The organism is Christensenella sp. (genome assembly GCF_034927525.1).
Taxonomy (GTDB): Bacteria; Bacillota; Clostridia; order Christensenellales; family Christensenellaceae; genus Christensenella.
Genome location: NZ_JAYFPU010000160.1, coordinates 1 through 15,137 on the forward strand (window position 1 = coordinate 1; position 15,137 = coordinate 15,137).

15 protein-coding genes are annotated in these 15,137 nt (G+C 53.8%); all 15 read left to right on the forward strand.

Translation table 11 applies throughout. The features are described 5' to 3' along the window. Window positions 1–635, forward strand: a 635-nt coding sequence (locus VB081_RS06525) for an FGGY family carbohydrate kinase (RefSeq protein WP_323400023.1), incomplete at its 5' end; no start/stop codon positions are given. After that, window positions 622–2,052 carry an NAD(P)/FAD-dependent oxidoreductase gene (locus tag VB081_RS06530; RefSeq protein WP_323400024.1) on the forward strand — a complete coding sequence of 477 codons (1,431 nt, stop codon included), beginning with the start codon at window positions 622–624 and terminating at the stop codon, window positions 2,050–2,052. The genes VB081_RS06525 and VB081_RS06530, both read left to right, overlap by 14 nt. 1 nt (window position 2,053) lies before the next feature. Then, window positions 2,054–3,304, forward strand: coding sequence for an NAD(P)/FAD-dependent oxidoreductase (locus VB081_RS06535; RefSeq protein WP_323400025.1), 1,251 nt, complete (start codon window positions 2,054–2,056; stop codon window positions 3,302–3,304). Beyond that, a complete protein-coding gene (locus tag VB081_RS06540; protein ID WP_323400026.1) occupies window positions 3,301–3,645 on the forward strand; it encodes a DUF1667 domain-containing protein in 345 nt (114 codons plus the stop codon). Before VB081_RS06535 ends, VB081_RS06540 begins: the two co-directional genes overlap by 4 nt. A gap of 14 nt (window positions 3,646–3,659) precedes the next feature. After that, a complete protein-coding gene (locus tag VB081_RS06545; RefSeq protein ID WP_323400027.1) occupies window positions 3,660–4,595 on the forward strand; it encodes an alpha/beta fold hydrolase in 936 nt (311 codons plus the stop codon). A gap of 13 nt (window positions 4,596–4,608) precedes the next feature. Next, the gene (locus tag VB081_RS06550; RefSeq protein WP_323400028.1) at window positions 4,609–5,079 is read left to right on the forward strand and encodes a hypothetical protein; all 471 of its coding nucleotides are present in this window, start codon (window positions 4,609–4,611) and stop codon (window positions 5,077–5,079) included. Between the two features lie 361 nt (window positions 5,080–5,440). Next, on the forward strand, window positions 5,441–6,988 hold the full coding sequence (locus VB081_RS06555) for a xylulokinase (RefSeq protein WP_323400029.1): 1,548 nt from the start codon (window positions 5,441–5,443) through the stop codon (window positions 6,986–6,988). Between the two features lie 12 nt (window positions 6,989–7,000). Continuing rightward, window positions 7,001–8,062 carry a sugar ABC transporter substrate-binding protein gene (locus VB081_RS06560; RefSeq protein WP_323400030.1) on the forward strand — a complete coding sequence of 354 codons (1,062 nt, stop codon included), beginning with the start codon at window positions 7,001–7,003 and terminating at the stop codon, window positions 8,060–8,062. Window positions 8,063–8,169: 107 nt separating this feature from the next. Next, window positions 8,170–9,663 (forward strand): sugar ABC transporter ATP-binding protein, encoded by a 1,494-nt coding sequence (locus VB081_RS06565; RefSeq protein ID WP_323400031.1) that lies wholly within the window; start codon window positions 8,170–8,172, stop codon window positions 9,661–9,663. Continuing rightward, window positions 9,660–10,682, forward strand: a complete 1,023-nt coding sequence (locus tag VB081_RS06570) for an ABC transporter permease (protein ID WP_323400032.1) — start codon at window positions 9,660–9,662, stop codon at window positions 10,680–10,682. The genes VB081_RS06565 and VB081_RS06570 overlap by 4 nt, the downstream gene beginning before the upstream one ends. Before the next feature lie 10 nt (window positions 10,683–10,692). Next, entirely contained in the window at window positions 10,693–12,078 is a 1,386-nt protein-coding gene (lpdA, locus tag VB081_RS06575; RefSeq protein WP_323400033.1) for a dihydrolipoyl dehydrogenase, read from the forward strand. Between the two features lie 20 nt (window positions 12,079–12,098). Further along, entirely contained in the window at window positions 12,099–12,395 is a 297-nt protein-coding gene (locus VB081_RS06580; RefSeq protein ID WP_323400034.1) for a TIGR04076 family protein, read from the forward strand. 32 nt (window positions 12,396–12,427) lie between these two features. After that, complete coding sequence (locus VB081_RS06585) at window positions 12,428–13,093, forward strand: class II aldolase/adducin family protein (RefSeq protein WP_323400035.1); 666 nt, start codon at window positions 12,428–12,430, stop codon at window positions 13,091–13,093. Window positions 13,094–13,143: 50 nt separating this feature from the next. Further along, the gene (locus tag VB081_RS06590) at window positions 13,144–14,091 is read left to right on the forward strand and encodes an aldo/keto reductase (protein ID WP_323400036.1); all 948 of its coding nucleotides are present in this window, start codon (window positions 13,144–13,146) and stop codon (window positions 14,089–14,091) included. Between the two features lie 37 nt (window positions 14,092–14,128). Next, a complete protein-coding gene (locus tag VB081_RS06595; RefSeq protein ID WP_323400037.1) occupies window positions 14,129–15,109 on the forward strand; it encodes a sugar-binding transcriptional regulator in 981 nt (326 codons plus the stop codon). Window positions 15,110–15,137 lie beyond the last annotated feature (28 nt).

A 15,137-nucleotide genomic window follows, 5' to 3' on the forward strand; every position in this document is an offset into this window, starting at 1 on the left:
CCGCCACCCCCAAGGGGAAGATACCATATGTGATCGAGGGCAGCGTGATTATGGGCGGCGCCGTCGTGCAGTGGCTGCGTGACGAGATGCGGCTGATAAAAGACAGCAGGGACAGTGCGTTTTTTGCAGAAAAAGTCCCGGATAACGGCGGGGTGTATCTGGTGCCCGCGTTCACGGGGCTGGGCGCGCCGCATTGGGATATGTATGCACGCGGAACGATCGTTGGTTTGACACGCGGCGCGACGGCGGAGCACATCATTCGCGCAGCGCTGGAATCCATCGCTTACCAGAGCGCCGACGTACTGGACGCGATGCAGGCGGACACGAAGATCAAGTTAGGAAGGCTGCGTGTTGACGGCGGCGCTTGCGCAAACGATTTTTTGATGCAGTTTCAGTCGGACATCACGCATACGCCGGTGATGCGGCCGCGCATCCGTGAAACGACGGCGCTCGGAGCCTCGTATTTGGCGGGACTTGCGACGGGGATATGGAACGATATGGAAGAGATAGCAAAGAAGTGGACGCTTGATAAGACGTTTGTGCCGGCCATGCCCGAAGAAAAACGGCAGGGGCTGCGCAGACACTGGGCAAAGGCGATCGAATGTGCGAAAGGCTGGCAGGATGAAACAATATGAGGTATTGATCGTGGGCGGCGGCATTACAGGCTGCGCCGCTGCATATGAATTTTCAAAATATGATTTTTCTACCGCGCTTGTTGAAAAGGAAAACGACATTGCATGCGGTAGCACCAAGGCGAACAGCGCGCTGATCCACGCGGGGTTTGACCCCAAACAGGGCACGCTGATGGCAAAATATAACGCGCGGGGCAATGAACTCGCGCATGAGCTGGCAAAAAAACTGGACATCCCGTTTTTGGAAACCGGCTCTTTAGTGCTGGCTTTTTCCCAGGAAGAGGAAGAAGAGATCGACAAGCTGGTCGAGAACGGCAAACGAAACAACGTCCCGGTGGAAAAGTGGACAAAGGAACAGGTTTTGAAAAAGGAACCGAACCTTTCCGGGCAGGTCGTGTGTGCGCTGTGGGCGCCGACGTGCGGGATCGTCAGTCCGTGGGAATATACGGCGGCGCTTCTGGAAACCGCGGTCAAAAATGGCGTCGACCATTATTTGAACAGCGAGGTGCTGCGCATCAGCAGGCAGGACGGGCTGTTTGTGGTCACCACGCCGCAGGGCAAATATGCCGCTAAGTATATCGTCAATGCCGCGGGGCTTTACGCAGACAAGGTATATGAGATGGCGGGCGGCAATGGATTTTCGATCACGCCTGTGCGCGGGGAATATTATTTATTTGATAAAACACTGGGCGACCTTGTTTCCACCGTGATATTCCAGTGCCCGACCAAGGCGGGCAAGGGGGTGGTGGTCGCGCCTACGGTGCACGGGAACCTTTACGCAGGGCCGGACATGCAGGTGACGGCGGAGCGCGACGACACGGCAACGCACGCAAAGGAGCTTACGTTCGTGAAGGAAATGGCGTTAAAGTCTGTACCGATGATCGATTTTTCACAGAATATCCGTAATTTTGCCGGATTGCGCGCAGTCGCGGGAAAGGATTTTATTGTGGAGGAGTCGGAGATCAAAGGCTTCATTAACGTGGCGGGCATCAAATCGCCCGGCTTATCGGCTGCGCCCGCGATCGCGGAGGATCTGGTGGAGATGCTAAAGGACAGTGGGCTTGCATTGCACAGGAAGCAGGATTTTTGCGATGAGCGCAAGGTAGTGCGCTTCCATACACTGAGCGAAAAGGAGCAGGATGCGCTGATCCGGCGCGATCCGGCTTATGGACGGGTCGTATGCCGCTGCCAGACGATCACAGAAGGGGAGATACGCGACATCCTTGCGCGACCGGTGGTGCCGACGAGCATCGACGGCATCAAACGCCGCTGCGCGGCGGGCATGGGGCGGTGCCAGGGCGGATTTTGCGAACCGCGCATCCATGACATTATGGCGCGCACGCTTGGCATGGACATGAAGGACATTTTGCAGGACACGCAGGGCAGTTATATTGTGACCGGAGAAACGAAGGAAGACTGATATGAAATATGATGTGGCAGTGATCGGGGCAGGACCGGCGGGACTTGCGGCGGCAATTGAGGCAAAGAAGAACGGCGCCGGCAAGGTGATCGTTTTGGAGCGTGATTTTGAAGCGGGCGGTATTCTGAACCAGTGTATCCACAATGGGTTCGGGCTGCATTACTTCAAGGAGGAGCTGACCGGTCCGGAGTATGCGGAGCGGTTTATTGACACGCTCAATGAGACGGACATCGAATTGAAACTCAATACGATGGTGCTCTCTCTTGACAAAGACAAGCGCATTCGCGCGGTGAATCCGTGCGACGGCGGTATCGATATCGAGGCGGGGGCGGTGATTCTCGCGATGGGGTGCAGGGAACGCCCGCGGGGTGCGCTCGGTATACCCGGCACGCGTCCGGCGGGGATATTTACCGCGGGAACGGCGCAGCGGTATGTGAACATGGAAGGCTGCATGATCGGCAGGAAGGTGCTGATCTTGGGTTCTGGCGATATCGGGCTGATCATGGCGCGGCGCATGGTGCTGGAGGGAGCGGAGGTCATGGCTTGTGTAGAGCTGATGCCATATTCTGCGGGACTCAAGCGCAACATTGTGCAGTGTTTAGACGATTTTGACATCCCGCTTTATTTATCGAGCACGATCACGGAGGTGCGCGGCAAGCGCAGGGTACGCAGCGCGGTCATCTCGCGCGTGGACAAAGACCGGAAACCCATTGCCGGAACAGAAAAAGAAATCGAGTGTGATACGATCCTGCTTTCTGTGGGGCTGATCCCGGAAAACGAGCTTTCCAAGGAGGCGGGCATCGAGCTTGATGGACGCACCAAAGGCCCAATTGTTTATGAGAACATGGAGACCTCTTGCCCGGGGATATTTGCGTGCGGCAATGTGGCGCAGGTGCACGACCTTGTGGATTTTGTGACCATGGAAAGCAATCAGGCGGGCAGGGCTGCCGCCGCATATGCGACGGGCAAAAAAGAGACAGGCGGCAAGACATTTGATGTGTACGCGGGAAAAGGGCTGACGTATGTGCTGCCGCAGCGTGCGCGCATGGACGGGATCGGTTCGTTTTTGGAGCTGTTTTTCCGGGTTGACGATGTATACCAGAACGTGCAGGTCGCGGTGAGTACGGCGCAGGGACGCATCGCGCGGTTTAAGCGGGAATATGTTGTGCCGGGCGAGATGGAGAAGGTACGCATCCCCAAGAAGCTGCTTGACGGGGGAGAAATACGTTTGGAGCTGGAGGCGGCACAATGAAAGAGTTTACATGTATCGTATGCCCCAAGGGATGCCGTATTGTTGTGGACGACACAGGGATACGCGGCGCGGGATGTGAACGCGGGGTGGAATATGTCACAAAGGAGATGCGCACGCCTGTGCGCATGGCGACTTCTACGGTGCGGCTTACGGGTTCTTCGTTGCCGCGTTTGCCGGTCAAGACGAGCGCACCCATCGAGAAGCGTATGTTGATGCGCGCAGTCAAGCTGTTAAACGATGTGACGGTCACGGCACCCGTAAAATGCGGGGACGTTGTTTTGAAAGACATATTGGGTACGGGCATTGATTTTGTTGCGACAAAAAGTGCGTGCCGTTTATAAAAGAGGGGGATCGTATGAAAAAAAGAGACTTGGAGTTTGCTTCGACGGACAAAAAAAGCAAGGTGTATGCATGCTGCTGGCAGGACGAAGGAAAAAAGCCGCTTTTTTTGGTGCAGATCTGCCACGGGATGTGCGAATATATCGACCGCTATCAGGAGCTTGCGGACTTTTTATGCGCGCGCGGCGGGGTGGTGTTTGGCAACGACCATCTGGGGCACGGCAAGACAAAGGCCATGAACGAGCCGTCTTATTTTGGCTATTTTGCGGAAAAGGACGGGGAGAAGATCGTGGTGGAGGACGTGTATACGCTGACCGCTATGATGAAGAAGGAATATCTCGGACTGCCGATCGTGCTGATTGGGCACAGCATGGGCAGTATGGTCGCGCGCAGTTATATGACAAAGCATGGCGAGGGCATCGATTGCGCGATCTTTATGGGTACGTCGGGCGCGAACAATTTAACGGGCATCATCCGCTTTTTGGCGCGTGTGGGGATGATCTTTGGACGCGCCAAAAAGCCTGCGACGCTGCTCGACCATCTTGCGTTTTCCAAATATAACGACAGGTTTGAGGACGTGCGGAGTGAAAAGGACTGGATCACGCGGGACAGGGAGCGTGTGGAAAAATATCTTGCCGATCCGTTGTGCATGTTTTTGTTTACAGACCGTGCGGCGTATGATTTTGCGAACCTGCTCGACGAGGTATCCGGCGTGCAGTGGGCGCAGAAGCTGCCCAAAGCTACGCCGTATTTGCTTGTTTCCGGGGGAATGGACCCGGTGGGAGGGTATGGCGACGGCGTGCGCGAGGTGTATGGATGGATGAAGCAGGCGGGTCTTGTTGACGTGACGATGAAGCTTTTTGAGGGCGCGCGGCATGAGATTTTGAACGAAATCAACCGCGACGAGGTGAAGCAGGAACTATTTGACTTTATCGCCGCGCGGATTTTGTGAAAGGAAGAAAGGAATGACTGAGCAGGAGATCAAAAAACAGGAAGATGAGCTGGGCGTAGCTTACCCGGATATGCCGCCGGAGGACTGGAGAAAGGCCTTTATGCGGCGTATGGAAGGCATGGAAGCCCTTTTGGTGGAGCAGCGCGAGCACAACAAAAAGGCGCTTCGTTCTTCACGGACGCATACGGTGATCATGCTTGTGTTTGTGGTGGTGTTTGCGGTCGGGCTTTTCGTCATGAACGCTACCCTCCAGAGCGCGACGAAGGACTTGCCCGCCATGTTTCAGGCGGTGACGCAGCTTACAGAAACGGCGACCAAGGACTTAGACGAGACGATCGCGCAGATCAATGCCCTCGATTTTGGGGCGTTAAACGACACCATCAAGGGGATCGCGGAGATACCCTTTGACGCTCTTGGAGAAAGCATTGCCGCATTGCAGGCCATCATCAAGCCGTTAGCTTCGGTGATGGGCGCGTTCGGATAAAGAAAACAGCAAAAACAGCTCGTGATACGCACGTATCACGAGCTGTTTTTATGGAACGATGCAAAAAAGTGTAACAAAAGTTGATTATAGAATCACATTTTTAAAAGTAAAAAACATTAAAAAACTATGATAAAATAGCCGATTTCAAGAGGTTATAGTACAATATTGTTATCAATATCATGATTTCCACAACAAATTATCAAAAAATATATCCTGTTATTGCACATTTGAGCAGTGATGTTCAAAAGGTAGTTTTTTTTGGAAAAATTGCATGGTAGTATGAGTAAAACCCACAAAAACAAAACACAATTTTTCAATCAAACGATTTACTGACAGCCAATTGAATATAAGGAGAAATGAGATGCCCAAAAAATATGTGATCGGCGTTGACCTTGGGACGACGACGATCAAAGCGGTCTTTTTGGATACACAGAGCAACCGAATCGTCTCTACACAGACGGAGGAGATATTTCCTGTCGCGACGCAAAATGCAGACCATATGGAATATGACCCCAAGGACTGGATGGAATATACCAAACGGATATTAGCGCGCGGGTTTGAAGAAGGCATTGAGCCGCACGACGTAGCGGGTATTTGCTTTGGCGGATGGACGGTGATGGCTTTTCTGGTGAAAAAGGACGGGTCGCCCGTTACAAACGCGGTGCACTATAACGATATGCGGCATCTGGAGCTTCTTCATGAAGCGGACAAGCTGTATGGAAAAATTGCGGTGGAGCGCAACGGAAACTATATCGGTATGTACAGCGCTTCTGTGAAGCAGTATTGGTGGAAGGTGAAACATCCCGGCGTGTTCCGCGCGGCGGACTATGTGGCGACAGAGGTCAGCTATATGAACTATATGCTGAGCGGGCAGTGGGCGTGGAATCGTGTGGAGGCGGGATTTTACAGCCAATATAACGCTTACACGCGGCAATGGGATGATGAGATCATCGACGCGATGGGCTTTGACCGGTCGATGTTCCCGCGACTTGTGGATGCGTGGGAAGTGGTCGGCGAGGTGACGGAAGACGGAGCGGCATGGAGCGGACTTGCACCGGGTACGCTTGTGTTCGGAGGAGTGGACGACGCATCTCCGGTGGCGCTCGCGACGGGCGCATTTAAAAAAGGACAGGGATTTGTTTCAGCAGGGTCGGCGGCGAACATTGTCGCCAATACGGGCGGCCCCGTATCGCATCCGACGGCGATCACATATCCGCATTGCATCCCCGGCCTGACCATGACGATCACCGTCATGTCGGCAACGGGGCTCAGCTATAAATGGATGCGCAACGCGTTCGGGCAACTTGAAGGGCAAATGGCGCTGCTTACCGGAGCGGACGCTTACGACTATCTCAATGAGCAGGCGAAAAACGCAAAACCGGGCGCGAACGGCGTGGTGTTCCTGCCGTATTTGGACGGCGATTATACGCCCAACAACGATCCCAATGCCCGCGGCGTGTTCGTCGGCATGGGGACGGATACGACAAAGGGGGACATGCTGCGCGCGTCGCTCGAGGGAGTCGCGTTTTCCATGCTTGACAATATGATGCTGATCCGCGAAATGGGTGGAGATATCGATAAGATCGTTCTGACGGGCGGGATCGCGAGGAGCCCGCTGTGGCTGCAGATCATTGCGGATATTACGAATTGTCCGGTTTCTTTGCCGGAGGAAACAGAGGGCGCGCCGTTTGGTAGCGCGATCGTCGCGGCGGTGGGCGCGGGGCTTTACCAGGATTTTGAACAGGCGGTGGAGCGAACGGTGCGGGTCGAACAGGACGCGTTCGTGCCGGATCAGAAAAACAACGCGCTTTATGGGGAGCTGTATGAGGTGTACAAAAGTTTGTATCCGAATTTGAAGCAGGCGTTTGCCAGCATCGCGGATATAAAGGAAAAATATAATCAGGAGTAAGAGGAGGAAAAAATGAAGAAATTATCGATGGTTTTGGCAGTGATACTTGTGGCGGTATTTATGCTCGCGGCATGTACACCGGTGGACAAGCCGGAGCAGAGCGCTTCGGCGCAGGCGACGGAGCAGTCAACAGGGGAAGCTGCGCCGGCAAGCGCAAGCGCTGCTGCTGACAAATCGGCCGCGCCGCTTGCGGCAGGGGAATTCAAAAAGCTCGGGCTGGTACACAATATGCAGTCGTGGCAGATGTATCAGGTCATGGAAAAAGCGATCAAGGCGCAATGTGACGCGGCAGGCGTGGAACTTGTGGTGGCAGACGCGAACGGCGATGCGAACAAGCAGCTGCAATTGATCGAAACGATGATGAATTCCGGCGTAAACGGCATCATCGTGGTCACGATCGACGGACCGACGCTGGAAGACGTTGCCAAGCGCTGCACGGAAAATGGCGTTGCACTTGTTTCGATGTACATTGAACTGGAAAATGCGACGGCGAACATGCTGGTGGATGAATACAAATACGGTTATGCGATCGGGGAAATGGGCGCGCAGTATATGGCGGAGAACTTCCCAGGCGAAGAGGTGGAAGTAGCGCTGCTGAGAATCCATGACTACCTGCCGGGCATCGACCGTGGGCGCGGCATGGAAGATGCACTCAAAGAATTATTCCCCACTGCAAAAATCGTAAACGACCAGAATTCCGTTGACGTGGAATCTGCGATGAAGATGACGGAAGCGATTTTGGCGGGAAATCCGAATACGAGAATGTTCCTGGCCGATTCTGACGATACGGGCGCGATCGGTGCTTATGAGGTATTGAAGGCAAAAGTGAAGCCCGAAGATCAGGCAAAATATTGCGTGATCGGCGCGGACGGCGTGCCGCAGGCATTTGGATACATCAAGGAAGACGGGATGTACCGCGGTACGGTCGCCTTGGACAACAAAGAGATCGGCAATACGGCGTTTGCGATCGTCGCAGATGCGCTTGCGGGCAAGGAGTTTGAAAGGGTGCAGTATTGCAGCTTTGAGGAAGTGACAAAAGCCAACGCAGACGAATATTTGAAACAGTACGAATAGGATATTGCTGTATGCGGGGGAGGGGGGCTCCTCTCCCGCATAACAGATATGTATCAGATTCGGGGGCAATGACACAATCATTTTGCCGGAAAGGGCCGGAGGCAAATATGCAGGATAATATATTGGAAATGAAAGGGATCACAAAGCTGTATCCCGGGGTGGTAGCGCTTGAAGACGTTAACTTTACCCTGAAAAAGGGAGAGGTTCACGCGCTGATCGGGGAGAATGGCGCGGGGAAATCTACTTTGATCAAAATATTGGCGGGCGCTGTCAAGCGGGACGGCGGGCAGGTCATATTCAATGGGCAGGAGTATAAGAACTATACGCCCCATGAGGCGATGGATATGGGGATCAGCGTCATCTACCAGGAGTTCAACCTGGTGCCGATGATGTCGATTGAAGAAAACCTGTTTTTTGGAAAAGAGATCAAAAAGGGGATATTTTCCGACAAGGCGGAAATGGTAAAGCGCGCGAAAGAGATATTCAAGCAGCTGAGTATGGACGTCGATCCCGCGACGCCGGTCAAAGACTTGACCGTTGCATACCAGCAGCTGACAGAGATCGCAAAGGCAATTTTAAACAAGGCAAAGATCATTGTGATGGACGAACCTTCCGCGACGCTCACAAACCGCGAACTGAAAGCGTTGTTCGAGCTGATCAGGCGGCTGAAGGCGGAAGGTACGGCGATTATTTACATTTCACATAGACTGGAAGAAATTTTTGAGATCGCGGACACAGTGACGGTGTTCCGGGATGGGCAGTACATCGATACCAAGCCTGTAAGCGAAATGAACAAGGAAATGCTCATCCGCATGATGGTCGGCAGAGAGCTGACGGGGACATATCCGTGCAACCATACCGTGTATGACGATGTGGTGATGGAAGTGAAAGACCTATACAACGAGCATGTGAAGGGCGCGAGCTTTTCACTCAAAAAGGGTGAGATACTTGGCATCACCGGGCTTGTGGGAGCGGGGCGAACGGAGCTTGTGCGCATGATATTCGGTGCGGATAACTACCTCGGCGATATTTATGTCAAGGGGAAGAAGGCAAAGATCAAATCGCCGACGGACGCGATCCGCTATGGGATATCTTTGCTGCCCGAGGACCGGAAATCGCAGGGGCTGCTGCTGAATATGGGCATTGACTTTAACCTGTCGATGATCGTGCTGAAATCCCTTACCAAAAACGGTTTTATTTCCAGCGACGAGGAACAGAAGATCGTTGAAGAATATATCAGGATGATCTCTATCAAAACGCCTTCGGGCAAGCAGCTTGTGCGCAACTTGTCGGGCGGCAACCAGCAGAAGGTGGTACTGGCGAAATGGATGGCGACGAAGTCGGACATCATTATCATCGACGAACCTACGCGCGGCATCGACGTGGGGGCAAAGTCGGAGATATACGAGCTGATGGACCGCCTCGCAGGGCAAGGGAAGAGCATCATCATGATAAGCTCGGGACTCCCTGAGCTGATCGGCATGAGCGACCGCGCCATTGTCATGCACGAGGGTGAGATCGTGGGTGAGGTATCGCGCAAGGAGCTGAATCAGGAAAAACTTTTGACTATGGCGTCATCTAAAAAAGGAGAACTGGCATGAATGGTAAAGTATCAGTAGGGGAATTTTTTAAAAAATTCGGTATCGTGATCGTGCTTGTTGCATTGTTCATCGTATTTGCATTGCTGAATCCGTATTTTATGGATCCGAGCAACATTATGGAACTGCTAAAGCAGGTGGCGTTTATGGGCATTATCGCGGTAGGCATGACGTTTTGTATGCTTACGGGCGGCATCGATCTTTCGGTGGGCTCTAATATGGCGCTTGCCGTTGTGGTGGCTGCGCTTGTGATGGCGGCAGTGCCGTTTGGTACGCAGGAGGCAAACGCGATCGTTGGCTCGCTGGTGGGCATAGGGGCTGCCACGTGTGTTGGGGTCGCAAACGGGTTCTTTGTGAACGAGATCAAGATACCGCCACTCATCGTTACGCTGGCAATGATGCAGATCGTCCGCGGCCTTGTATATATTTTTACAGGAGCGGTTCCGATCTATGAAAATATTCCGGAAGTGTTCAGCTTTGTAGGACAGGGAAGCATTGGCCCGGTTCCGTTCCCGGTTATCGTGATGGGCGTGGTCTTTGTGATCGGCGGTGTGATCCTGCACAAAACGGTCTATGGCCGGCATGTCTATTGCGTGGGGGGCAATGAGGAGGTTGCGCGTCTTTCGGGCATCCATGTGAAAAAAGTAAAATATTCCGTCTATATGATCAGCGGCCTGCTTACGGGCGTCGCGGGCATCCTGTTATTTTCCCGCATGAATTCCGGTCAGCCCCGCGCGGGACTTGGATATGAATTCGAAGTGGTAACGGCGTGCGTACTGGGCGGAGTGTCTATGGCGGGCGGCTCCGGAAAATTATGGGGCGTGTTCTTTGGCGTAGTCATTATGGGCGTACTTTCGTACGGGCTCGTTTCCGTAGGACTCAACGAATTCTGGCAGATGTTTATCAAAGGCATGGTCTTGCTGATCGCGGTCGGGATCGACTCTATGTCGCAGGCGAAGCAAAAGAATCTTGTGGAGCTGCGCCGCGAGGAAGAGGAACGCAAAAAGGAAGCGACGGCATAAGGAGCGGATAATGGAAATTTTAGTGATAGGCGGCGGCCCCGGGGGCTATGTGGCGGCGATCGCCGCTGCCAAGCGGGGCGCTGCTGTGACGCTGGTGGAAAAGGATATGCTGGGAGGCACGTGCCTCAACCGCGGGTGCATTCCCACCAAGGCGATCCTACACAGCGCGAACCTCTTTCATGAGGCGAAGGATTTTGCTGAGATGGGCATCGTGGCCAGCGCGCCGCACGTCGATTATACGGCGGTCGCGCGCCGCAAAGATGGGATCGTCAAGCAGCTGCGCGGTGGTGTGGAGTTTTTGCTCGGCAAGGCTGGCGTGGACGTGATCAAGGGTACTGCGCGGTTTTTATCGCGCGACAAAGTAGCGGTCGCGACGGCGGATGGTGAAGTGGAGATAGCGGCGCAAAACGTGATCATTGCTACGGGCAGTACGCCGTGCGACCTGCCGTTTTTGCAGGCGGACGGAAAGAACATCATCAACTCTGACCACGCGCTTGCGCTCCAAGCGCTGCCAAAGAGCATGGTGGTCATCGGCGGAGGTGTGATCGGCTGTGAGTTTGCGCAGGCATTTGTACGGCTGGGCGTTACGGTCACGATCTTAGAAGCGCTTGATGATTTGGTGGCGACGATGGACAAAGACCTGTCTGCATTGATGAAACGCGTGCTCAAAAAAGACGGCGTGGACATCCATCTTTCGTGCAGGGTGCAGGGCGCACAGGACACGGGAGCGGGCGTATGCGTGACGTATAGCGAAGCAGACGGTGCGCAAAAGAGCGTGACAGCGGACAAGGTGCTGATCGCGACGGGGCGGCGCGCTGTGGCGGACGGGCTTGACGCGGCTGCGGCAGGCGTCGTTATGGGCGAACGTGGCAATGTCCCGGTTGACGGCGGATGCCGTACGAATGTCGATGGCGTTTATGCGATCGGCGATGTGACGGGCGGCATACAGCTTGCGCATGTGGCCTCGCATCAAGCGGAGATTGCTGTCGAAAATATATTCGGCGGTGAAGAAGAAATGGACGAGCGGATCGTCCCGTATTGCATCTATACAAGCCCGGAAATGGCGGCGATGGGATATACCGAGCAAAAAGCAACTGAAGCGGGATACGCCGTTAAAACGGGGATGTTTGCGGCTTCCGCCAACGGACGTTCGATGATCGAGGGGATGCGCGACGGCCTTTCTAAGGCCGTGCTTGACGTAGGCGACGGCACGGTACTAGGCATACATCTGGCAGGGCCGAATGTGACGGAGATGATCTCGCCGTTTGCGGGCGTGATCAAATTCGAGGCGACGGGAGAGGATGTTGCGCACATGATCTTCGCGCACCCGACCGTTTCGGAGTTCATCCATGAAAGTATTTTGGATGCTGATAAAAAAGCGATCCACAAAGTATAAACCATGCAGGAGGAAAGAAAATGGCACAGAAATACCCGGTGAAGATAACGGTATACAGGAAATTTGACTGTGACGAGCTGCCCGATTACAGCGGCGGCTGTCACGCGTTTGACGTGGGCGCGGAATTTACAGTTAAGGTGGACGGCAAGATGCCGGAGGGCTTTTGCACATGGGCGTGGCACGATGTGTGGCCGGTCGTCATGACGCTGCGTTTTGGCGGAGAGATGACGTATTGCAAGCAGGGGAACATGATGTATTCTGCCTGCTCGGACGGACTTTCGCCTGTCGTATTCAAAATGGAAAGAATAGAAGCGTAATCAATTAAAATTTCAATAAAGGAGAACGGAAAATGGCAATGTTGAGGGAATTGAGGGAAAGAGTTTTGGAAGCGGGCATGCGCCTGCGGACGTACGACTTGATCGTTATGGCGGGCGGAACGGTTGCGGCACGCGACCCGGAGACGAATTTGTGCGTCATCACGCCGAGCGGGATGGAGTATGAAACCCTGCGCTGGGATGATATGTGTGTGATTGACATCGAAACGCTTGAACTGGTGGACGGATACCGCAGACCGTCGTGCGCATGCGATATGTTTACCAAGGTGCTGCGTGCGCGTCCGGACATCCTGTGCGTGACGCATTCGCATTCGCGCTATGCTACGGCGTTCGCGGTATGCGACAGGGAGATACCTGTTGTCACGACCACGCATGGTAATTTGGTGGGAGGCCCTGTACCCTGCACACACTGGGTGCATCCTGATCCGCACGAAGAAAGATATTTGCAGGACATCGTCGATACGATGGGCGACGGCTATGCCGTCAATATCCGCAATCACGGCCTTGTGGTGGGCGGCCCGACGGTGGAGGAAGCGATCGAAAATATCATTACGTGCGAAGTGTCGGCACAGACCGCGTTTATCGCCGAGCAGCTTGGGAATCCGTATTACCTGACGATGGACGAGGCCGACCGCGCACACAGGTTTGCAAAATCGATCGTGGGACAGCACATCAAATAGAGTCTGGCAGTATCGGGCGGCCTATCCATGTGGAAATGGAGGAGAATACAATGAGATATCAAAAATTAGGGAACAGCGGGATCGACGTTTCAGTCATCGCGCACGGCACATGGGCCATGGGAAACGACTTTTTTGGAGACGTTGACAAAGACCGTGCAATAAGAGCGATCCACGCATCGGTGGAGCACGGTGTGAATCTTGTGGATACTGCGCGCGCATATGGCGAAGATTGCACGGCGGAAAAAGTAGTGGGCGAGGCGATCTGTGGCATGCGTGACAAGGTGGTGCTTGCGACCAAAGTGGGCGTGCTGCGCGCATATGGCGGCAATTACGTCAAGTGTTCCGACCCCAATGTGATGCGTTGTGAGCTTGAAGAATCGCTGCGCAACCTAAGGACGGATTATATCGACCTGTACCAGATACACTGGCCGGATCACAATACTCCTCTTGCGGCGGCGCTTGAGACGATGCTGCGCTTCAAGGAGGAAGGCAAAATCCGCGCGATCGGCGTATCGAACTTCTCTGTTGCGGAAATGCAGGTGGCTGTCGATGTGGCGGATATCGCAAGCGTGCAGCCGCCCTTGAGCCTGCTGAACCGCCAGTCATTTGAGGATGGCGTACTTGATTTTTGTGCGCAAAACGGCTTAGGCGTGCTTACGTACGGATCGCTTGGAGGCGGTATTTTGTCCGGAAAGATGGACAAGATCGGCATTGGCGGTAACGAGCTGCGCGGATCGTTTTATCCGTACTATGAAGAACCGATGTGGTCGAAATGCCAGCAGCTTTTGAAAATGCTGAAAGAGATCGCAGACGCAAGAAATGTTTCTGTTGCGCAGGTATCCATCAACTGGGTGCTTTGCCAGCGGGGTGTGACGTGCGCGTTGCTGGGCGCGACGAGACCGCAAACAGCCATCGAAAACGCGAATGCGGCGGACTGGGAGCTGACAAAAGAAGAACTTGCTGTGATCGACGCGGCATATGAGAGCATTATGGGGTGAACGCGGCACAACCGGACGGGATAATGGTGGATAACAGATGAAATTTGACGAAACGCGGGAAACATACGGAAAGATCGCAACGCTTTACTATATGGGAGAATTGTCGCAGGATGAGATCGCGAAGATATTCAATATCTCCCGTTTTAAGGTGTCGCGCGTATTGAAGCGCTGCAAGGAGCTCAATATCATAGAATTCCGTGTCAACAACAAACCGCATTATTACAAGAGCATGGAGACGCAGATCATCAAGGGGCTGGACATCAAAAAATGTATCATCGTGAACCCGGGTACGACGGCGCTCGAGTCCAAGACGAATGTGGGAAAAGCGGGCGCGAAATATCTGGCGGACCGCTTAAAGGACGGGATGTTGGTAGGGCTTGACTGGGGCACTACCCTGCAAACGATGGTGCGCGAGTTTTCACCCGATCAGCAATATCATGACAGCCTATTTGTGCAGATATCAGGCAGTACAGCTTCGCAGTCCGTCGCCGACAATTGGTATATGGACGGGCATGATATCGTCAAAAGCCTGGCAGCAAAGGCCGGGGCGCAGTGGTCGCTGTTTCCTGTGCCGTACATCGTGAAGGACAAGGTGCTGCGTGACATGCTGCTGGAAGAAAAGACGATCAAAAACCATATCGACTATTTCAAGAAGCTTGATATTGCCTTTTTTGGCATCAGCTCGTTCCAGCCGGAGGTGTATGTCCCGTTTTACAAAAATTATCTGTCTACCAAAGAGTGTAACGCCCTGCGAAAAGTGGAGCGCTTTGGCGAGCTGGTCAGCTGTCCGCTTGACGAACAGGGAAACATGGTGGATTCGATCTTAAAGGACAGGGTGATGACGATAGACCCGGCGCTTTTGAAGGTCATCCCCGAAACGGTGGTGTTGGCGGCGGGAAAGGACAAGGTCAATTCGCTTGTCGCAGCGGCGCGGGGCGGCTATTTTAAAACGATGGTCACAACGGAGGTCGTAGCGCTGTCCATTCTGGAATTGCTCGAACGAGAACAGGAAAGGTGAATTGCGTGCACATATGTGCACGCAATTC